Genomic DNA, 20633 nt, shown 5'->3' on the forward strand with positions numbered 1-20633 from the left:
CAGAATAAATGCTTTTTCATTTTAAAAAATATATATTAAAGTATGAAATAAGAATATGCATAATTATATATTTTATTTATGGCTTGTACAGTTCTAATTACCTCAAATAGTACTGCTGATATTTTGTTAATTCTATAGAAGATACTTTAATCTATAGAATTAACAAAATGATTAACAAAATAATTGGTAAAATAAAAAAATTTCAACAAATACAATTATATACACAAACGTTAAACTTGTATAATTGAATAATTTATAGAGTAATCTTAGGTAAGCTTATATAAACTATATATATCTCAATTAAGTTCTATCAACTGCGTTAAATTTCCAGTGTATGTAAGCTTAAGTCTATGCATAGCCCGTGTACAAGCAATATATAATAAACTACGGTCGTAATCATTGTAATATGTTTTATTATTTACTGAAGGAATAACAACTTCATCAAACTCCAACCCTTTTGACATTTTAATAGAAGTAATTGATACGCCTTTTACAAAACTAGAGCTTTCAGGAGATATTAAATTAACATCATATTCTTGCTTAATAACATCATAGATTGCTTTAGCCTCACTGTTGGTTTTTAGTATAATACCAAGGGTAGCATTGTTGCTTTCCTCAAACTGCTCAATCTCCATTTTTATCTTATCTATCTCATCTTGTTCATTGATGCATTTAATTAAAACTGGCTCCTCACCATGTCTTTCAATAACTTCCAGTGAAATTATATTTTGAATTTTCTTGGCAAAATTAATAATCTCAAAAGTAGAACGATAACTCTTATTTAACATTACTAGCTCTCCACCATCATAAATCTGCACCATATCATCTAACGTATGTAGATGATTAGGGTTGATTAGTTGTCCAAAATCTCCAAGGATAGTCTTTTTACATTTGAAAAGCAAGTTTATTACAGCATATTGAATAGGAGTATAATCTTGCATTTCATCAATAACAATGTGTCTTATCACTTTGTCTTCTTGTAATCCTTCATAGGCAGCATGAAGATATATAAATGGATACACATCTGCCCACTCCAGAGTCTTCTTTGATGGCATTACAAACATATCTTGAATATTCATCTGTTTGAAGAAGTCCTTATACAGTGCCAGAGTATTTTTTATTGTTAGCATTCCATTTAGACTTTTCAGTATATTTTTTACTTTTGGTAAGTCTTCTTCCATAATATTATCTGATTCAAATCTATAATGAATATCTTCTGCTACCATCTCCAGTCTTTGCTTAACTGGATATTTGTTATATGCATCAAATCTTCTTCGTATCCAGTCACTTGTAGCTGTAAAACTTCCAAAAGTATAATCTTTAGGAATAAAGACCATATTTGGCATTTGCTTTATGTATTTGTCCATAAGCTTTAAAAAATCAAGTGTAGACTTGAAACGTACTCTTTCATCCCATTGTACATCATTTATTTCCAGAGAATCTTTTTCTCCTTCAAAATCAATAATTCGTTCTAATTGAACTTCGGCTATATCTTCAAAACTTAATTCACATAGGGGTTCTTCTCCTAGCTCAGGAAGTACATTAGAAATATAGTCACCAAAGACTTTATTAGGTGATAGAATAATTACATTATTTGCTGATATCTTATCTTTAAATCGATAAAGAAGAAAAGCAATTCGATGTAATGCTATAGATGTTTTTCCAGAACCAGCTACTCCTTGAATAATGAGAGTGTCAGCCTTGTCATTTCTAATAATTTGATTTTGCTCTTTTTGTATTGTTGAAATGATGGATTTCATCTTTTCATCTGAAGTATTACTAAGTTCCTGTTGAAGAATATCATCTTGTATATTCATAGAACTTTCAAGTACATATTCCAGTGTTCCATTTTTAATTTTAAACTGTCGTTTACGTGTTATTTCTCCATCTATCCATCCTAGTGGTGCATTATACCCTGCTGGCCCTATCTTACAATCATAAAACATACTGGCCATTGGAGAACGCCAATCGAGTATTAGAAGTTCATTTTCATAATCAAATGCAAATCGACCAATATAATACTTTGAATCATCATCTTCATCTTTTAGTTTAAAATCTATCCTAGCAAAATATGGCGAATCTTTCATTTTAGCAATCTTGTCTCGAACTTTTACCATAAAAGCCCCATAACTATCTATTTGCTTTAGTGCCAGTTCATTCTGAAACATTTCATGTGGGTCTATCTCTCCACGATTCTTTACCATATATAATTTAGCATCCATGTAATCTCTATCAAGTTTATCAACTGAATTTTCTGCTTTCTCCAAAGCATTATCCAACTTGTTATTTATATCTATAAGATATGAAATCTCATCTGGAAAAGATGTTTTTAACTCTATCTTTTGTTCAGATATATTATGTTTAGAAACAGATGTGATAGAATTACAACTTTCTAATTGCTGATTTTTAGACATTTGAACCCTCCTTGTCAACTGAGTATTATCTTAAATCATTATACTGAATTGAACTTTAAATTTTTTAATCATTCTTGCTCTTTGGTTCAAATTTAGTTAGCTCATTAGTACTATTCATTGTCTTTATCATTTTCAGAAGACAGAACAAATTTTTGAGTAGGATACCCAAATTCAGTCAGTAATTCAGCTTCTGCAAAACCTAACTTCTTTATCATATTCCGATGTCCTGTATCAGCTTTATCTCCTTCTCTAAAAGTTGTGATTGAGATAGATGTATCTATCAAAAAATTCTCAATAACCTTTTTCAGAAACACCTGTGCAATATCTGAATTACGATATTGAGGGTGTATTCCAAAAAAGTCAATACTTCCAGTTTCTTTATTAAATATCATATTTGCAATAGCAATGTTATTAAATTTTAATATCAAGGCTCTTTCTTCCAAAATATATTGTTTTAATTGAGAGATATACTCTTCCTCCTGTAAATTTGGAAAGCCATCTATAACCAATCTGACTAAATTCATCCATAATGGTATATCAGATATCTTAGCAAGTGTAATATCTTTTTCTAATTCCGATATATTTTTTGAAAATAAATTATCTTTTTTCAAAACAAATCTTAGCTGCAAAGGATAAAATTCTTGTTCTTTTCGATATTTATTTGGAGATTTTTTATACATATCTTTAAATACAGAAGTAAATGCTTGTTGACTTTCATAGCCAGCTATCAATGCAATTTCAATAATCGATTTTTTAGAAAATACTAATAGTTTTGCTGCCTCTGTGAGTTTTCTTCGTTTTATATAATCATGCATTGTCAAACCAACAGAAGTTGTGAAAGTTCTATGTAGATGATATTTTGAATAATGAACAGCATTAGCAACTATATCTAAATCCAGCTTTTCTGATAAATGTTCCTCTATATAATCAATAGCAGTTATAACATTATTTACTTTATAAAACATTGCAGCTCTCCTCCTTTTATCCATGAGACATTATATCAGTTACTTCTTAGTCATATTTAATAAATCTTGCTCTTTTTTATAATGTAAAAATTATTGTTTATACGTCTATCTCATCCTATAACCTATTTTCAAATTTTCTTACATATTCCTAACTTAATAATATCCACTTCTTCATATAATATAATCATAAAAAAGTAAAGTAGAGTATTTCATTTGAGATTCTTAATATTCTCTTGAAATACTCTTCTTTATATAAATACTTCTTTATTTTTAAATATACACTTAATTTATTTAGCTTAAAATAAAATTTCAACTTTTAAATTTACTATCTTTTCTTCTATTCTTTAATTAAAGACTCCAATCCTTTAATTTGCAATAGATTTTCGTTTAATAAAGCTAAAAATTTGTCTATTGTTTCCTGTTTATTAGATTCTTTAACTAAGTAGTAAATAAATCTATCTGGTGGTGCATCCTTTATATAATGTACTTCAATATTAGATATTTCCTTAAGATGATATGCTACTGACACTGGCACAATTGCCCATACATTTTCTTGTCTCATAAAATATTCTAAAAGAGACATCTGGTCTAAAAATACTTTAGGTTGAAGAGTTGAGCGAAACCAAAAATTATGCCACAAATCATATTCAGGATTCCATGGAAGTCTTATTTCATCCGCAACATCTAAAACAGATGGGTGCAATTCCCCATTGTATTTTGAGCCATAACTTGTTACCAGTAACATGGCTTCTTTAAATATTGGTATTGTTTCTATGTTATTAAAAAACATATCATCTGAAATAAGGGCTATATCAACTTCACCCTTGGAAACATAATCGTATGCTTCATAAGAATGATAGTTGTAAAAGTTTACAACTTAGTGCGGAAAGCCCACTCCTTTAGGCGTGGGATGGATAGCATAAATAATGTATAAAAAGCATTAACACATACACATAAAATGTTAATATAAGTATATGGAGAATAAATATAGAAGAACTCAAACAACTGTTAGTTTAATTAATTATCATTTTGTATTCTGTCCTAGATACAGAAGAAAAATATTTAATATAGAAGGCTTAGAGGATAGATTTAAAACATTGGTTAAAAATAAGTGTAAAGAGATTGATATTGAAATTATTGCAATCGAATGTGATAAAGACCATACACACATGTTTTTAAATAGCCTTCCAACTTTAAGTCCTTCTGATATAATGCAAAATATAAAAGGTTATACAAGTAAAATATTAAGAGAAGAATTTATTGAATTATCAAAAATGCCTAGTTTATGGACTAGAAGCTATTTTGTATCTACAGAAGAAAATGTATGTAGTGAAACTATTAAAAAATATGTAGAAAATCAGAAAACAAGATATTAGAAAGTGAGGTGAACACTATGTCAAATTATATATTAACATTGCAATTAAAAACAGAAAAGTTTCAAGAAGATATTATATGTAATATTTTTGATAAGTATAGAAAAGTATATAATTCATGTTTATCAGAGCTATTTAAAAGATATAACCACATGATAGAATCTAAGGAGTATCAAGCAAATTGCAAATATAAGGGCAAAGATAGAAATAGAATATTTAGTGATATTAATAAAAAATATAATTTAACAGAGTATTCACTTCATAATTTTGTTAAACCTATTTGTAAATATTATAAACTACATTCTGCCATATCTCAGAAGATAGCTACAAGATGTTTTAATGCTTTTAGTAAGTACATATATCATCAAGCTAAACGGGTTAATTATATTAGATATAATGAATTAACGTCAATAGAAGGGAAACAAAATTCAACTGGTATTAGCTACAAAGATGGTATTATTAAATTTAATAAAATGACTATTCCAGTAATAATAAAGAACAATGACAACTATGCTCAAAGGGCAATTCAAGATAAAATAAAATATTGTAGAATACTTAAAAAAGAAATTAAAGGTAGGACTAAATGGTATGTACAATTAGCTTTACAAGGAGTTCCACCTAAAAAAACAACCAATCAAGGAAAAATAAAAGGGCAAATTGGTTTAAGTAATGTAGGTATAGATATTGGAACTCAAACTATAGCTATATCTAGTAAATGCGATGTTAAGTTATTGGAGTTAGCCCCTAATGTTAATAATATATATAGGCAATTAAAATTAATTCAACGAAAAATGGATAGAAGTAAACGTGCAACTAATCCTAATAAATTCAATGATAATGGTACTATAAAACAAGGAAATAGAGATAAGTGGATATTTAGTAATCACTATATTAAATTAAAAACACTAAGAAAAGAGTTATATAGAAAGCAGGCTGAAATAAGAAAGCAAGACCATTATGTGTTAATTAACAAATTACTAAATTTAGGTGATAAGTTTTATGTTGAAACGATGAGTTATAAAAGACTTCAAACTAGAGCAAAGGATACTACTATTAATGAAAAGACTGGTAGAATCAATAAGAAGAAACGTTTTGGAAAATCATTAGCAAATAAAGCACCATCAATGTTTTTGAATATGTTAGATAACAAGTTAAAATGGAGTGGAGAAAAATTATATAAGATAGATACTGCTAAATGTAGGGCTAGTCAATATAATCACTTTTCAGATGAGTACAATAAGAAGGAATTAAAAGATAGATGGAATAATGGTATGGATATTCAAAGAGATTGCTATTCTGCATTTTTAATAATGAATGTTAATGAAGATTTAAAATCAATCAACAGAGAATTGTGTATTAACACATATGATAACTTTAAAATACTACATGACAAAGAAATAAATAGATTAAAAAAGATAAAATCAAATGGTTATAAATTAATATCTAGTATGGGGATATAAAAACTATACAGGTTGAGAAATGAGCCTAATGTTAACGTTAATGGTATCAACAGATACTTTGTTAATAAAAGTTTTAGGGAATATGATTAGTGATAATATGTTGTAGGTCATGATTCATTATAACTGAGAGTATTGTAGAAATTCATGTAGTACCTAAGAACCCTACACCTTTAGGTGTAGGAGTTTCAGTAAATCTAATTCATACACCACAAGAAGTTTCAAGTATTGCGATATCATACCTAAATATTATTTTTGGTGGATTTATCGCAACATATTTTTATAATTTATTATCAGCAGCCTTGAGAGCTGTTGGAAATACTAAAGTTGCTCTAATTATCTTAATGTTTTCAATGATAATAAATACTATCTTAGATATAATTTTTGTTGCAGTATGTGATTTTGGAATTCAAGGAGCAGCTTTTGCAACTGTACTTTCACAGACTCTTGTATCCATTCTTTGCTTTACTTATATAAGAAAAAACATTTCATTTCTTTTGTTTGGAAGGGAAGATATGAAGTTTGAATGGAAATTACTAAAATTAACTATATCCTATAGTCTAATTTCAGCTCTTCATCAATCCAGTTTATATATTGGAAAATTACTAGTACAGGGAGCTGTAAATCTAATGGGGACAGACATGATTACAGCATATACTGCTACTACAAGAATTGAAGGCTTTGCTAATTCTTTTGGTGATAGTGGTGCTGAGGCTATTTCTATATTTGTCGCACAAAATACTGGAAATGAAAATAGAAAAAGAGCAAAACAAGGATTTTATACAGGATTGATTATCCTAGTGTGTCTAGGAATTGGATTATCTTTGATAATGTATTTCTTTGCAAAGACTACTATTGAATTTATGATGAATAATGCTAATAATAAAATTATGATAAATGGCATAGAGTACATGAAAACTATCGCTATTTTGTATGTTTTGTGTTTTATAGGGAGTTCATTTGTTGGATGGTATAGAGGAAGTGGAAAAGTAAATATTCCTGTGATTGGAACTATCTTACATATATCAATTCGCGTTATTCTTTCTTATTTGTTTATTCAACAATTTGGTTTAAAGACGATTGCATTTGCTACTGGCATAGGGTGGGTTTCTGTTGTAACATTTCAGTATATTATTTTTTATAGGTCAAAAAAATAGAAAGGTGGACTCTATCAAAAGTTCACCTTTTATGTAAATAACTTTTTATTTTTTTTAAGACATATTAATGGATGTAGAATATAAATGATTAATGATGATGTTCGCAATAACCTAGCTCGAGGACCTTTCAAAAATGTTAAAGCTGTAAATAAGAAATACATACATGGCAATAACATAATATACATACTGTCATGACGTTGTACCCCTAGTTTATGTAAAAGAATTCCTTCACAAAACATAAGTAAGAATGATATAAGAAATCCAATCAAGCTATTTTTAGGTGACATGTAATTATATTTATTAGCTACTATCCCTCCAAGTATGAAAAATACAGGGGCAAAAAACACACCATTTCGTGTATAATCTGATACTTCAAAAACATACTCATATAAATTCTTTAATAATGGTAATTTTTCTGAAAAGCCATAATAACTATCACCAAATATAGCAATTACGTAAAGAATAATAGTAATTACAAATGAGTACTTTAAACCTAATTTTTTTACAAGAAAATATGCAATACTTGCTCCAATAATTGATGCAGGAAGATACCATAAATGATATAAAGTCCCATCAAATACAATATCCTTAATAATATTAGGTAACAAATTATTCATGGAAAAATATCCATTGTAAATATTTAAAGGAATATAAATTACAATAGCTATTCCATAGATAAATAATGCATTTTTTAGAAAAGATTTCAATTTATCATAATTATAGTTTGGTAAAATCAAATGTTAGATAATCACAAATAGCTTGGTAACTAATTTTTATAGAAAATAATACTATATTTAATTATCCATCATTTATAATAATCCCCCTAACAAGTCCTTATTATCGCATAACAGGTAGTAACTTTCAATAAAAACGTCTGTCAGTCACTCATTAAATAACAATTTAATCGGTCATATCATAAACAATCCATATAAAAAACAAGTTAACGACCATTCATAGTAAAATGGTCGTTAACTTGTTTTTTATTACAGTTAAACCTATGCATCCACAGACATTCCTAAAATTTTCATGCTGTTTTATTATTTATATAACAGGTAACATCATTTTAGTGAGATATTCACTTGCAGGACGATTTAAATCATTCAAATATTGATAATAGATATCTCCATGAAGTTCATATCCACTGTCCTTCGCCCACGAAAATAATTCTTCAAGTGTAGGGTCTTGCAGTTCATATGGTCCTAAATCAATTGCAGTTATTATTTTCTGTGCTGGAACAATCCTTTGCAAAATCTCATTTTTTCTGTTCATATTATTAGATACAGAATGATTAGTTACAGGAAAACCTACTTCAACATCTAATTTTTCCAAGTCCATGTTATGAAAACATACAATTGGTGCTCCTGCAGACAATATTCCCTTTTCTTCTAGATAGTTGGAAATTTTTCGAAAACTTTGCTGTGAAAACTCTGAAAATTCTACCATAAAGTCAATAGTTTTTCGTATTGCTAAAATGCAATACTCAGGCTGTTCAGCCATCGTTATATTAGATATTCTAGCCATTTCATATCCTCCATTATTTTATTTTTATTTCTTAGCCTCTGTTTTGTAGTTTTTGTTTTTAGTTGCATTTTTTATATTAATAGTATAACAAAACCAATATTATGATGCTTGTCACACAGTGCTCTTATTTTAAGTAGATATATACAAAATAATGGATAATTCAAATAAAAAATAGTTCTGCTTGTTAAATAGCTAGTATTTATCATTTAAAGTCATAAAGAAAAGTAAAATTGACTTTGTAGTTCTTCTAATATATTAATAACATTAAGATTAAACATATTTGTTAAATTGCTTCTTTTATAGGTACCTTCTGCATAAAATTAAGAGATAGTTTGACAACTATCTCTTAAAATAATTCCATTATTTAAATTTAATTAATTCTTATTTTTATTATCAAGTTACTAATATACTAAAACATTCTAACAGTTTTCATCTAATTCACCTAGAATCTTATGAATATGAATCATTAAATATAATTCCTCCTGCCTAGGCAATTCTCTAGAATATTCCTTGTATATATAAGCTCCTATTTTTTTTACACATTCATATTCTTCTTTACAATTTTTGCGTACTTGATTATATATAAAATCTATCTTTTCTTTTGATGGTTCATTAGACAGAAATCTTTGAGAAAAGGCCTTTAGATGCATTACAAATCTCATATAATAAAAGGATTCTTTATTATATACAATAGAAAAGTGATAATGAACTATTTGTAAAATGGCATTTACAATTTTAGCACTTCTCTTATTTCTATCACTATAAGGATTGTCTTGTTGTGCATTTATAAAATGGCCCGCTATATTACCAATTTCCTCTTCTGGTAGTTCTAAACCAAGAACCTCCTTAAAAACAGTAATCGCATATTTTCCTATATCATATTCTTTTGGATTAAATTCTTTAATTTCAAACAAATAGTAATTCTCAATCATTATACCTTCTTTAAATCGTCTCACTGCAAAGGCGATGTGGTCAGTTAAAGCCAAGTATATATGGTTCATAAGTTTTAAGTTGTACTTTTCTATTCCATATGAGATTATCATTTGAGCTATACCAAAGTATTCTGCATCTATTTCTGATGCAAGTTGTATAATACTCTTTTTTATATTTTCATCATGAAGAACGAAAGTTTTTTCTATATCTTCTTTATTTAACTCAGACCCAATCTTATAATTATGACCAATTCCTTTTCCCATCAATATTATTTCTTCGTCATTATCATCCTTTGCAAGTAGCAACGAATTATTTAATACCTTTGTAATGTACATACTAAAAACCTCAATATATTATATTTATTTTATTATTCCATTACTCTCTATGACTTCTTTATACCAATAAAAACTATCTTTCTTTATTCTTTTTAAATCTAAAGTTTCGTGGTCTGTTCTGTTTATATAAACAAGCCCATAACGTTTATTGAAACCTTGTGAAGAACTTAAAAGGTCTGTAAATGACCATAGACAATATCCCATCATCTCTACACCATCTTCAATAGCTAATTTGCATGCATTTATGTGACTGTTTAAATAATCTATACGATAGTCATCATGAATTTTACCATCTTCAAGGACATCTTTAGCTCCAAGCCCATTCTCCGTTATTATAACAGGTAAGTGATACCTTTGCCAATATTCATTTAATGCAACTCTAAGACCTGATGAATCTATTGATGCACCATACTCTGAAGCCTTTAGATTAGGATTTAGCGACATTTTAAATAATCCATACATACTAAAGTCAACTGTTCCTTCTCTTAACCCAAATGGATGTTGTGAATCCTCAGGTAAAGCCTCTGCACAGTTTGTTCTATAATAATTTACAGCTATAAAATCCATTTTAGCTTTTTTAAGTACTTCTTTATCTTCATCTTCCATATGAGGAACTATATTTCTTTTCTCAAGATAATTCATATAATACCCAGGATATTCTCCATAATAATGCATATCAAGCATGTAGTACACTTTAAAGTTATCATTCATTCTTGCAGCATATACATCTTCTGGTTTAGATGTAAGAGGATATGTTACAGATGATGATACTGCTGCTCCAATCTTGCTTCCTTCTATCATTTCATGGCATGCATTAACAGCCAATGCATGGGCTAAACAAAGATTATAATCCATTTGAGCACGCATTTTATCTATCTTCCATGGGTCTGTTTCATTGTATATATTAATTCTCTCTTCTACTCTAACTATTAAATTCTGTTCATTATGAGGTTGCCAATATTTCACTCTATCTCCAAAGTGCTCAAAGCATACTTTGGCAAATCTTTCAAAAGCATAAACAGTCTCTCTACTTTCCCAACCATTATACTTCTCCACTAGTGTAAATGGCAGGTCAAAGTGATATAAAGTTACGAATGGTTCAATGTCACACTCTATTAATTTATCTATTACTTTATTATAAAAATCTAGCCCTTTTTGGTTTATTTCTCCTTCACCATCTGGAATTATTCTTGCCCATGAAATTGAGAAACGATAAGTTTTCATTCCTAATTCTTTCATCAATTCAATATCTTCTTCATAATTATGATAAAAATCTGATGCTACTTTAGTGTCTGCTTGCAAGTGAGACTTTTTAAAAGAATTGTAATCAGCCACTGTTTTTCCTTTATTGTCTTTATCCCAAGCTCCTTCTACTTGAAATGCTGAAGATGATGCTCCCCATAAAAAATTTTTTGGAAATCCTGTATTCATAAATGTCACTCCCTTTATATTAATTTTTTAATCGTTTTATTTATTAATTTATTACGCTGAGTTAATCTTTATAGTTCTAATCAACTTAATTATTAACTAATGAAATTATTTTATCATTTGTAGATACATGACTAGATTTACAAGAAATCACTTGCGCAAAATCAAACGTATTATTTACTATAACTGGTGTAGTTACATCATATCCAGCTTTTTTTATTTCATCTATATCAAAGGTTATCAGTTTAGCACCTTTTTTAACTAAATCGCCCTGATTAACATGTTTTACAAAGTGTTTTCCATTTAACTCTACTGTATTAATTCCAACATGTATTAACATTTCTGCTCCATTATCTAGCTTTAATCCTATTGCATGTAATGTTGGAAATAAAGAAGCTACTTCACAATCAGTAGGAGCTATTATTACTCCTTTTGTAGGTAATACAGCTATACCTTCTCCCATAGCTTTTGATGCAAATACATCATCTTTCACTTCTGATAATTCTATACAATCTCCTTCCACAGGTGAAGTTATATCAATAACGCCATCTTTTGTTTCTACTTTTATAGTAGAGCTATTTCCTTTAGAAGATTCTTCTAAGTCCTCAAACCCAACCAAATAAGTTAAAATTGCTGAACCAAAAAATGCTATAGCACAGCCTCCTAGATAACTTAAAAAACCTAACGCTCCTGCTTCAGCATATACAGGTATAGTTAAAACACCTTGGTTTGCAAATGCGTTACCATAAGAGCCACCCATTCCCATTATGCCACCTCCGATTGCACCACATATTACAGCACATACCATTGGTTTTTTTAACCTAAGATTAGCACCATATATTGCAGGCTCAGTTATACCAAATAGTGCCGTTATAGTTGCAGACATAGAGATTGTCTTTAATCCTTGATTTTTAGTTTTAAAGAATACCCCTAGAGTAGCTCCTGCTTGCGAGAAGTTTGCAGCTCCTGCAAAAGCCAATAAATTCTGTCTTCCTGTTTGAGCAACATCACTTATACCTATTGGTAGTAGTGCTCTATGTGCACCAAATATAACCAATACACACCATAATCCACCTATGAATGCTCCACACAATGCAGGACTTAGTTCATAAATATACTTGTAAACAAAGTTTATAACATTTCCTACGTATATCCCAATTGGTCCAAATAAGAATAATGTTGCAGGTAACATTATAACTAATGATAAAGTTGGAACCATTATTATTTTAATTACTTCAGGTATATACTTTTCCAGTATTTTCTCAACATATGAAAGAGCCCATATAGCAATAATTATTGGAATAACAGATGATGTATATGTGGCCTTTGTTACTGCCAAGCCTAAAAATCTAACTGTTTCTTCTCCTGCCATCAAAGCTGTAAAAGTTGGATAACAAAGTGTTGCCCCTAATACCATAGATATTATTTTATTTGCATTAAACACTTTAGCCGCAGTATACCCTAGTATGATAGGCATAAAATAGAATATAGAATCAGCCATAGCATTTAGAATAATATAACTTTGAGTCTCTTTTATATCTACACCATTTTTATTCATATAATACATAGCAAGAACTGATAAAATACCTTTAATCATACCAACCCCTGCTATAGCAGGTATTGTAGGTGTAAATATTCCAGCTACAGCAGATAATATAGAGTTCATGATACCTTGTTTTTCTTCATTTCCACTTTTCTTATCTATTTCACTTGATTGAGGTACCATTTTTACAACCTCATCATACACCTTTTTTACTTTATTACCAATTACAACTTGTATCTGACCCATACTCTCTACAACAGTTATTACTCCTTCAGTTTTAGATAACTTATCCTTATTGACCTTAGAAGTACTTTTAACTTTGAATCTAAGTCTTGTCATACAGTGAGTAACTTCATTTATATTCTCTTTTCCACCTACATTTTGTAGAATTTCTTGAGCTACTTTTTTATACTCCATATATAAATCCTCCATCTTCAATTATAGGCTTTTTGTTTTTATGGCCAATTAAACAAAAAAATCGAACCAAATAAATAGATTATACCCATAGTACTATATAGGTAACCTATAAAAATTGATTCGATCTTGCCTGCATCACCAGTAACACGTCTACTGTAATATTCAAATTTGTTAACTTTATAGTAACATAAGCGTTTTCTTAATTCAACTATAAAATATAATTTTTCAACAAATAATTCTTATTGTTATATTGAAATTTATTTTTTAAATTTTAAAATACTTGATTTAATAAACAAAATGGTATATTATTTCCATTATAAATATACCACTTGGAGGATAATATGAAAAAAATATTTAATCAAAAATTACTTTTACTTTCTATTGTTGTATTTTTCTGGTTTTCACAATACGTATACATACCTTTTCAAAATCCATATTTAAGTATATGTAACGTATCTACAAACATGATTGGTATAATAATAGGCTCATATGGAATCTCACAATGCTTACTAAGACTTCCTGTTGGAGTTTTTGCAGATTCCGTAAATAAGCATAAACTATTTATACTATCAGGAATTTTATTCGCTGGTTTAGCATCTCTGATAAGAGTTATTTCTCCTAGAGGAGAAGGATTTCTTATAGCTAATATCTTATCTGGAATAGCATCATCGACTTGGATTTCTTACATGGTTCACTACACTGATTTTTTTTCCATAGAACATCAACAAAAAGCTACAAGTACGATAATATTGGTAAACAACCTAGGAATGTTAATTGGATTTGTCATGAGTACCTTATTTTATGAAAAATTAGGAATGGTAAATTTGTGTATTATGAGCGTAATATCTTCAATCATTGGTACTCTTCTAGCCTTAAATGTAAAAAATCATCACTCAAGAAAAACAACCGAAAAAATACCATTTAAGAATTATTTATCTATATGCAAAGATAAAAGACTTGTATTTTTTTCTTTTATGGCATTGATTCAACAAGGCATCCAAATGTCTACAACAATGTCATTTACTACTCAAATTCTTAAAGAACTAGGCTCTAGCTCCACCATTATAGGCTTATCTTCTATATTTTATATGGTATGTGCTGTTGTATCTTCTGGACTTGCTTCTACTAAATTTTGTACAAAACATGGACCAAAATTTTGGATTCCATCAGTATTTTTTTTGATTTCAGTTTATTGCTTTCTAGTTCCAACAGTAAAAAGTATTAATATAATATTTATGCTACAATCGTTACCAGGAATATCTACGGGCATACTTCTTTCTTACCTTACTAGCGAATCTATGAAAAATGTACCAAAGTATCAAAAATCTACTGCAATGGGGTTTTTTCAAGCAGTTTATGCTATAGGAATGTCTATATTTCCAATGCTAGTAGGTAAAATATCAGATTATATTTCAATACAATATGGTTATTTTACCTTAGCTTTTATTGCTGTAATTGCTTCCATATTGTCTTATACATACTATAAAAAATTAAATTTAACTCTTAACTGTGATATAATACAATCATAAAAAAATTATATGTTTAGGAGTTTTTATGACAAATTTAAATGCCACTGAACAAATTATTGATTATATTAAAGAAAATATTCTAAATGGGACTTTTAAAGTTAATAGTAAATTGCCAAGTGAGAGAAAAATTGCTGAATTATTTAATATAAGTAGAATTCCTGTAAGGAATGCTATAGACAAACTTTGTAAAGAAGGAATACTTAGGTCTATTCCCTATTCAAGTCCCATAGTTGAAGGATTTAAAAAAGTTGACCTTTTTTCTGATAACGAAGTTTATAAAAATCATAATATACAAGAATTTTATGTTGAATCTTTAAGAGCAAGACAACTTATAGAAAGTGAAGCCACTAAGTTAGCCATTTTAAATGCTACCTCTGAAGAACTTCAAAGAATAAGATATGCTTACTTGAAATCTGTAGAAGAACTAAACAAAGTTTCTCAAGGCTTAATAGAAGAATGTTATGATGCTGACCTGCAATTTCACAAAGAAATAATTTTAGCTTCTCACAATCCAATTTTTATAAAGTATTATGAACTAATACCTAAAACTGTGTCTTCTAACCAATACTTTGGTTTTAAATATAGAAACTCACTTCAAGATATGATTAGTCATCATCATGAGATAATGATGGCTTTTGATAGTAAAGATGCTAATTTAGGTTATACATCAATGTATAACCATTTAGAGGGAGTTATTCAGTTATTTCAGCGTGATTAAACTTCTATTTATAGGTCTGATAGTTCATACTTATGAGAACTAAATATTTTAATATGTACCACAAAGAGCTTGTTTTAACATACTACTAAACATAGTGTCCAAATAAGCTCTGTTTTACTATTCACAGATTATTTTATTAAGTATTATAATTAATATTAGATTATATATAATCGTTACTTAAAAATAAAATTGACTATAATATAAACAATTATAAAGCATTCTTTTGTAGATTTCTTTTTTCCTAGTTTAGTGTATTTTTAATGATTATCATATCATTTCTTTAATTATGCATATAAAAAACAGCAAATCATGAGAATTTACTGTTTTATATTTTGATATTCAGACTTACTTAATTTGATATTCAGATTTACTTAATCAGCCATAATTTAGCCTTGTAAAATTTGATTAACATCATCAATAGTTATATCCATTCTTGTAGCTATTTCAGTAAGATTCATACCTTGTTCTTGGAATCTATTAACTACTGATTTCATGGACTCACCTATTTCAATTAAATGGTTATCCAAGTCATAAATTCGAACTACCTTTTGCCCCCATGGTGCTTCTTCTACACCATGAAGTAAAGTAACATCATTTCTTTTATTTAGTTTTAATATAAACTCTTCAAAATGTTCTGCTTCAAAAAATATTTCACAGTTATTCTCTTTGCTCTTCATATCTTCTTTTGAAATTCCTGTCAACCAATCAAAGTCTTCTTGTAATGCTAACCCACCCTCAAATACAATGTTTTTTCCATAGTCAACAATAACTTTTAAATCAAATAATTCTTCATAGAATTTACGGGCAATTTTAATATCTTTTACTGCAAATAAACAACCTGCATATTTCATAAGTTACCTCCATTAAAATTAGTACATAGATTATAACATTGTACCAGAAAAAAATATTGTAAAAAACGGACATGCTTTTTGTATTTTTTAAGTCAACAAATGTGAGTGCTCTAAATAAATGTAAGTTCTCTAAATAATAGTAATATACAAAATAAACACTACTTTATAAGCGAATGGATACAAAAGTGCCATCCTGAGTTTCCACATGAACAATCTCAAGTCCCTTGTACTGTTTAAGAACAGACTGACACTCTCGAACGAGTTCCTGTAGAAATTTTTTGGTAATGACTTCCTGATATGGCTCTGGAAGTGATTTTTTAATCTCTGCAATAACCGATTCTGGCAACAAAAGAACTGCAGTATTTGCTAAGAACAGTGGTATGGGTAACCACAAATTTGTTTCTTTTGAGCGGACAATAATGCGCATAAATCTATTCTCCTAGTATTATTTTATAAAAACTTTAACTGTAGTACCATCAGCCGAATCAACCTCTACGATATTTCCAAGTGTTTCATTATCCAGACATTCAAGAATAGAGGTAGTAAGAGCATCTAGGTCTATACCTTGCAAATCTTCATTCTTAATTGGCAACTTACCTGTCATTTTCAATATTTGACGTATAATCTTTACAGGAAGTTGCACATTTACTTTATCACCCTCTGGAGTATCCACAATAATCTTCAACATCTTATTTTCATATGAAGTACTGCTTTGTTTGGTAAAAGCTTGACTATCAAAGTCTTCTGAATAATTCGTAAACTCCTCTTGAGGTGTAGTTTCTTCTAATGCATCAATCAAATCAATTGCCTCTTTGGCAGAGAGCTTTCCCTCCTCTACCATTGTTAAAATTCTCATTTTTTCATCCATATTATTTTCCTCATTTCTGCTCTTCTGCATCCATTCCAACAGAAATAGCCTCGTATTTTGGTGACTACTTCTGGCTATTATCAGGGATAGAGATAGAGCTTCATTTATTTTCTTTCATTTGCTCTAATGCCTCTGCTGGAGAGATTTCTCCTTTTTCCAGTGCATCTAAAATCTCTTTTTTATGTGAATCAGAAGAAGATGTCACATTAGGTTTTCCGTCTAGTTTTTGTATAATATCATCTAACCTAGAACGAACAGTTGGATAAGAAATCTTTAATTCTTTTTCCACTTCTTTTATATTGCCACGACATTTTAAAAATGTTTCTGCAAAGAATAAATCATCTACAGATAGATAGTCAAATGCACTGAGGCAGAAATCATTTTCAATCACTGTATCACAGTTTTCACATTGTAGCTTGACAACTTTAAGTTTTCTTCCACAGACAGGACAGCGGCTGATAACTTGATACATCATATCACCTTCTTTCCATCTAATATCTATAATATAAATCAAAAAATTAATAAAGTCAATATGTATATTAAAATAATTAATATTAATATTAAAATAATTAATATGCCACTAAAATATTAATCAATTTATACTTATAAATTGATTATCGAAATACTAGTTTCTATATCCTTATTTCAAATTCCTTTTTGTTTATAAAAGAATATAATCAAAATACATAAATACCATCATATCCTAAAAATGGGCGACTTTATTACACCCTCCGCAATTCTTCTTTAGAAAATGGCGGCTTTGATTTTACTTCAAAACCGCCATTTTACTAACACCTATGTTTAAGAGCAAGCATTTCTATTACCAAACAACGGTTTTTAACCTTTGAACAGTTGTTCATAAAGTGTTGATTTATATAACCTGATGTTTGTTATAAGCGTGTATAGCAAGAAAAAGAAATATAGGAATTTCAATTATTGCTGCCACTATTATGACATACGGTACCCAAATGCTTGCCTGCCCAATATGCAGATAATTAAAGCTAATTAATTGGTACAATAAACTATTTTGCATACCTACTCCTGCTGATGGTAAGATAAAAGTAAGCCAATTGGCTCCAGCCGAATACGTAAATATTGGAAGTAAGCATGTTACAATAGCAATTTGGATAACAGAAAGTGAATCCTTGCATTTAGCTGATAAAAACAGTGTGAAACTGACAGTTGCCAACAGAGAAATAAGTCCTCCTATTGCCAAGGTAATCTGAAGCTGCCCTAAATTGAGTGCAGGCAAGCTGATAACCGAAAATAGCATCTGCATAGATGTTTTCATACACTCGGTTCCAAATGCTAGATTTGAAATTATCAAATGAATTGAAATACATATGGCGAATGTTGCAGTAAAAATAGTAAGTGCAGCCATAATCTTTGCAATTGCCAATCGAGAATGTCCATGTTTTGTGCAGCGCAAAATGCTATCTGAACCCGTTTGGTATTCATTAGAAAACGTAGGGGTCACAGCCGCCGTACAAAGAATGACTAGAAGAAAAATAAATAGAATAATATAATCAAATGCGTCTCTTGAATATCCAGCGTAAAGCTTAAAAGGCGTATTTACTTCTACATATTTTTGTATAGCATGTTCCTGTGCGGTTGGATATTTCTTTTGCTCCATCTGCATGACATCTTTCAGATGTTGCGTCGTCTGATCATAAAAGCCATCTAATTTATCAGGAGAAATATCCATTAAGCTTATTCCCTCACCAGTTTTTGAATTAGAATAGGCTTCTGGCAGTCTTCCCAATAGAGATTGAATAGGGAATACCTTTTTTATATAAACATCTGTAGGGAATTCACCACTATCAAGGCTGTCTTCTCCATACACCGAAACTGCACTTTGATAGCTATTCAAAGCCTCTTTAAGTTTTTCTGGATTAACTTCTCCATTATTTTCAGAGCGAAGTGATTTTTTATAAGCAATTGCTTCCAGCCCATTTAGCTCTGCTACCTTGTTGCCGTTTTTATCATATTGATTGATATCCTCATACAAGACTGGAAGCCAAGCCATCACCACAGACATGAATAATGCGATAAGTAATAAAATGATAGAACGACGTGATTTCAACACACGTTTTATTTCAAGACGATAAATACGCATCATTTACTTTCCCTCCTCACTGATTTCCTCTTGTGGAAATAACCATAAATATAAATCCTCCAAACGGGGTGGAGCCATTACTGAATCACTTGTTTTGGCTTCATCTGCCAAATAACGAACTGATACCTGATTATTACCTTCACTGCGTTGGTTAATAATACGAAGCTGCATTTCATACATAGGCATCTTTTCAGCAGGTATGATACAATTCCAAACTTTACCTGTAACTTGCTTGACCAATTTATCGGTTGTCCCTACATCAAGAATTCTTCCTGATTTCATAATGGCGTTTTGAGTGGCAATATACTCAATATCAGATACGATATGAGTTGAAATAAGGACAATCCTGTCATGAGAGAACTCTGAAATAAAGTTGCGAAAACGAACCCTCTCTCCAGGGTCAAGCCCAGCCGTTGGTTCATCCATTATTAGAAGTTTAGGGTCGTTCAACATTGCTTGTGCAATTCCCACTCGACGTTTCATTCCACCAGATAACTTGATAATTTTTTTATTTTTAACATCAGTCAAGGTAAGTGTATGTAGCAGGCTATCAATCTTTTTTCTTGTTTCTCTAGCAGGAACATCCTTTAATGCAGACACATACTCCAAATAGTCCTTTACTGTAAAATCTTGAAAGAAGCCAAAATCCTGCGGTAAGAAACCGAATAGATTTCTGTATTCTTCTCCCATCGAATGAATATCCTTACCATCAAAAATAATTTTCCCACTAGTTGGTTTTAGAATATCCGCAATCATTTTCATAAGCGTAGTCTTACCAGCACCATTAGCTCCAAGAAGTCCCCACACGCCAGGTGTAAGATTTAAACAAACATCATCAACTGCGGTTTTATCCTTAAAGTTTTTTTTAAGATTTGTAATTGTCAATTCCATGCCTTTTCTCCTTTTTTATAATACAAAGACAAACGTCCTTGTTCAGTTTTATTTTACTGAACAAGGACGTTTTAAACTTTAATATTAACAGGATAAATTCCTAAGAAAATCCTAATA

At 29.6% G+C, this 20633-nt stretch carries 19 protein-coding genes; 5 read left to right on the forward strand and 14 right to left on the reverse strand.

The annotated features are described in order from the left end of the window. Nucleotides 1-296: 296 nt before the first annotated feature. From KGF36_RS14765 to KGF36_RS14775, 3 genes are all read right to left on the reverse strand, one after another. Nucleotides 297-2414 carry a UvrD-helicase domain-containing protein gene (locus KGF36_RS14765; RefSeq protein ID WP_227854812.1) on the reverse strand — a complete coding sequence of 706 codons (2118 nt, stop codon included), beginning with the start codon at nt 2412-2414 and terminating at the stop codon, nt 297-299. Between the two features lie 110 nt (nt 2415-2524). Next, the gene (locus KGF36_RS14770; RefSeq protein ID WP_227838876.1) at nt 2525-3379 is read right to left on the reverse strand and encodes a helix-turn-helix transcriptional regulator; all 855 of its coding nucleotides are present in this window, start codon (nt 3377-3379) and stop codon (nt 2525-2527) included. 337 nt (nt 3380-3716) lie between these two features. Beyond that, on the reverse strand, nt 3717-4169 hold the full coding sequence (locus KGF36_RS14775) for a hypothetical protein (protein ID WP_227829353.1): 453 nt from the start codon (nt 4167-4169) through the stop codon (nt 3717-3719). 184 nt (nt 4170-4353) lie between these two features. Between KGF36_RS14775 and tnpA the strand changes: the two genes are divergently transcribed. From tnpA to KGF36_RS14790, 3 genes are all read left to right on the forward strand, one after another. Then, nucleotides 4354-4755 (forward strand): IS200/IS605 family transposase, encoded by a 402-nt coding sequence (gene tnpA / locus KGF36_RS14780; RefSeq protein WP_227842914.1) that lies wholly within the window; start codon nt 4354-4356, stop codon nt 4753-4755. 17 nt (nt 4756-4772) lie between these two features. Then, nucleotides 4773-6212 (forward strand): transposase, encoded by a 1440-nt coding sequence (locus tag KGF36_RS14785; RefSeq protein WP_227842913.1) that lies wholly within the window; start codon nt 4773-4775, stop codon nt 6210-6212. Between the two features lie 197 nt (nt 6213-6409). After that, a complete protein-coding gene (locus KGF36_RS14790) occupies nt 6410-7366 on the forward strand; it encodes an MATE family efflux transporter (RefSeq protein WP_227854826.1) in 957 nt (318 codons plus the stop codon). Nucleotides 7367-7395: 29 nt separating this feature from the next. On the opposite strand, the gene KGF36_RS14795 is transcribed toward KGF36_RS14790, so the two are convergent. The 5 genes from KGF36_RS14795 to KGF36_RS14815 form a co-directional block, all read right to left on the reverse strand. Next, entirely contained in the window at nt 7396-8103 is a 708-nt protein-coding gene (locus tag KGF36_RS14795; RefSeq protein WP_413926597.1) for an acyltransferase family protein, read from the reverse strand. Nucleotides 8104-8407: 304 nt separating this feature from the next. Then, nucleotides 8408-8887: a GyrI-like domain-containing protein gene (locus KGF36_RS14800; protein ID WP_227842911.1), complete on the reverse strand. Its 480-nt coding sequence runs from the start codon at nt 8885-8887 to the stop codon at nt 8408-8410. A gap of 419 nt (nt 8888-9306) precedes the next feature. Continuing rightward, entirely contained in the window at nt 9307-10155 is an 849-nt protein-coding gene (locus KGF36_RS14805) for a PRD domain-containing protein (protein WP_227842910.1), read from the reverse strand. A gap of 24 nt (nt 10156-10179) precedes the next feature. After that, the gene (locus KGF36_RS14810) at nt 10180-11586 is read right to left on the reverse strand and encodes a glycoside hydrolase family 1 protein (protein WP_227854813.1); all 1407 of its coding nucleotides are present in this window, start codon (nt 11584-11586) and stop codon (nt 10180-10182) included. An 85-nt stretch (nt 11587-11671) separates the two neighbouring features. Beyond that, nucleotides 11672-13543 carry a beta-glucoside-specific PTS transporter subunit IIABC gene (locus KGF36_RS14815; protein ID WP_227854814.1) on the reverse strand — a complete coding sequence of 624 codons (1872 nt, stop codon included), beginning with the start codon at nt 13541-13543 and terminating at the stop codon, nt 11672-11674. A gap of 341 nt (nt 13544-13884) precedes the next feature. On the opposite strand from KGF36_RS14815, the gene KGF36_RS14820 reads away from it, so the two are divergent. Together KGF36_RS14820 and KGF36_RS14825 are read left to right on the forward strand one after the other, a co-directional pair. Then, nucleotides 13885-15072, forward strand: a complete 1188-nt coding sequence (locus KGF36_RS14820; protein WP_227829346.1) for an MFS transporter — start codon at nt 13885-13887, stop codon at nt 15070-15072. A 25-nt stretch (nt 15073-15097) separates the two neighbouring features. After that, nucleotides 15098-15790 (forward strand): FCD domain-containing protein, encoded by a 693-nt coding sequence (locus tag KGF36_RS14825; RefSeq protein ID WP_227829345.1) that lies wholly within the window; start codon nt 15098-15100, stop codon nt 15788-15790. A 386-nt stretch (nt 15791-16176) separates the two neighbouring features. On the opposite strand, the gene KGF36_RS14830 is transcribed toward KGF36_RS14825, so the two are convergent. The 6 genes from KGF36_RS14830 to KGF36_RS14855 form a co-directional block, all read right to left on the reverse strand. After that, nucleotides 16177-16641, reverse strand: coding sequence for a VOC family protein (locus KGF36_RS14830; RefSeq protein WP_227829344.1), 465 nt, complete (start codon nt 16639-16641; stop codon nt 16177-16179). A 163-nt stretch (nt 16642-16804) separates the two neighbouring features. Further along, a complete protein-coding gene (locus tag KGF36_RS14835; RefSeq protein ID WP_227829343.1) occupies nt 16805-17068 on the reverse strand; it encodes a hypothetical protein in 264 nt (87 codons plus the stop codon). A gap of 18 nt (nt 17069-17086) precedes the next feature. Beyond that, nucleotides 17087-17539 carry an SHOCT-like domain-containing protein gene (locus tag KGF36_RS14840; RefSeq protein ID WP_227829374.1) on the reverse strand — a complete coding sequence of 151 codons (453 nt, stop codon included), beginning with the start codon at nt 17537-17539 and terminating at the stop codon, nt 17087-17089. Between the two features lie 70 nt (nt 17540-17609). After that, on the reverse strand, nt 17610-17984 hold the full coding sequence (locus KGF36_RS14845) for a DUF2089 domain-containing protein (protein WP_413926887.1): 375 nt from the start codon (nt 17982-17984) through the stop codon (nt 17610-17612). A 396-nt stretch (nt 17985-18380) separates the two neighbouring features. After that, nucleotides 18381-19628 (reverse strand): ABC transporter permease, encoded by a 1248-nt coding sequence (locus KGF36_RS14850; RefSeq protein WP_413926596.1) that lies wholly within the window; start codon nt 19626-19628, stop codon nt 18381-18383. Next, nucleotides 19629-20516: an ABC transporter ATP-binding protein gene (locus KGF36_RS14855; protein ID WP_227829341.1), complete on the reverse strand. Its 888-nt coding sequence runs from the start codon at nt 20514-20516 to the stop codon at nt 19629-19631. Between the last annotated feature and the right edge of the window lie 117 nt (nt 20517-20633).

Source organism: Clostridioides sp. ZZV14-6009, assembly GCF_020658095.1.
GTDB lineage: Bacteria > Bacillota > Clostridia > Peptostreptococcales > Peptostreptococcaceae > Clostridioides.

Excerpts from the sequence above, each read along its gene's own strand:
- KGF36_RS14840 (WP_227829374.1), bottom strand. The coding sequence starts at position 17,539 with ATGCAGAAGAGCAGAAATGAGGAAAATAATATGGATGAAAAAATGAGA.
- KGF36_RS14775 (WP_227829353.1), bottom strand. The coding sequence starts at position 4,169 with ATGTTTTTTAATAACATAGAAACAATACCAATATTTAAAGAAGCCATG.
- KGF36_RS14825 (WP_227829345.1), top strand. The coding sequence starts at position 15,098 with ATGACAAATTTAAATGCCACTGAACAAATTATTGATTATATTAAAGAA.
- KGF36_RS14810 (WP_227854813.1), bottom strand. The coding sequence starts at position 11,586 with ATGAATACAGGATTTCCAAAAAATTTTTTATGGGGAGCATCATCTTCA.
- KGF36_RS14770 (WP_227838876.1), bottom strand. The coding sequence starts at position 3,379 with ATGTTTTATAAAGTAAATAATGTTATAACTGCTATTGATTATATAGAG.
- KGF36_RS14850 (WP_413926596.1), bottom strand. The coding sequence starts at position 19,628 with ATGATGCGTATTTATCGTCTTGAAATAAAACGTGTGTTGAAATCACGT.
- KGF36_RS14820 (WP_227829346.1), top strand. The coding sequence starts at position 13,885 with ATGAAAAAAATATTTAATCAAAAATTACTTTTACTTTCTATTGTTGTA.
- KGF36_RS14845 (WP_413926887.1), bottom strand. The coding sequence starts at position 17,984 with ATGATGTATCAAGTTATCAGCCGCTGTCCTGTCTGTGGAAGAAAACTT.
- KGF36_RS14805 (WP_227842910.1), bottom strand. The coding sequence starts at position 10,155 with ATGTACATTACAAAGGTATTAAATAATTCGTTGCTACTTGCAAAGGAT.
- KGF36_RS14800 (WP_227842911.1), bottom strand. The coding sequence starts at position 8,887 with ATGGCTAGAATATCTAATATAACGATGGCTGAACAGCCTGAGTATTGC.
- KGF36_RS14785 (WP_227842913.1), top strand. The coding sequence starts at position 4,773 with ATGTCAAATTATATATTAACATTGCAATTAAAAACAGAAAAGTTTCAA.
- KGF36_RS14830 (WP_227829344.1), bottom strand. The coding sequence starts at position 16,641 with ATGAAATATGCAGGTTGTTTATTTGCAGTAAAAGATATTAAAATTGCC.
- KGF36_RS14835 (WP_227829343.1), bottom strand. The coding sequence starts at position 17,068 with ATGCGCATTATTGTCCGCTCAAAAGAAACAAATTTGTGGTTACCCATA.
- KGF36_RS14815 (WP_227854814.1), bottom strand. The coding sequence starts at position 13,543 with ATGGAGTATAAAAAAGTAGCTCAAGAAATTCTACAAAATGTAGGTGGA.
- KGF36_RS14765 (WP_227854812.1), bottom strand. The coding sequence starts at position 2,414 with ATGTCTAAAAATCAGCAATTAGAAAGTTGTAATTCTATCACATCTGTT.
- KGF36_RS14855 (WP_227829341.1), bottom strand. The coding sequence starts at position 20,516 with ATGGAATTGACAATTACAAATCTTAAAAAAAACTTTAAGGATAAAACC.
- tnpA (WP_227842914.1), top strand. The coding sequence starts at position 4,354 with ATGGAGAATAAATATAGAAGAACTCAAACAACTGTTAGTTTAATTAAT.